This is a genomic window from Rhodobium orientis, assembly GCF_003258835.1.
Classification (GTDB): domain Bacteria; phylum Pseudomonadota; class Alphaproteobacteria; order Rhizobiales; family Rhodobiaceae; genus Rhodobium; species Rhodobium orientis.
Genome location: NZ_NPEV01000138.1, coordinates 1 through 287, shown reverse-complemented (window position 1 = coordinate 287; position 287 = coordinate 1). Strand labels below are relative to the sequence as shown.

Annotated in this window: 1 pseudogene; it reads right to left on the bottom strand. The window is 52.3% G+C overall.

Annotated features, from left to right (window positions below):
- Window positions 1-287 (bottom strand): annotated as a pseudogene (gene lutR / locus CH339_RS25555) (L-lactate utilization/bacilysin biosynthesis transcriptional regulator LutR); the annotation flags it as partial.

Sequence of the window (287 nt, the reverse complement as noted above, 5' to 3'; positions counted from 1 at the left end):
ATTTCAAGTATTTTACGGACTTCGAGCAGTTCAGCGACATCTTTCTTTTTCATCAAAAGTGCAGCCGAAAGGGGGATGGAAATTTGCTCAGGCTCAAACCTTTTCACATACGTCCCTTCCCCCTGCTTCATTTCGACCATCCCCATCGCTTTTAACGCGGACAGCGCTTCCCTGACGGCCGAACGGCTGACCTGAAAGCTGTCGGCGAGCGCTTGGACGGAGTCAAGCTTGTCGCCGGGCTCAAGCTCTCCGCTTTTAATCGATTCAAGAAGCGCTTCCGCGACTTC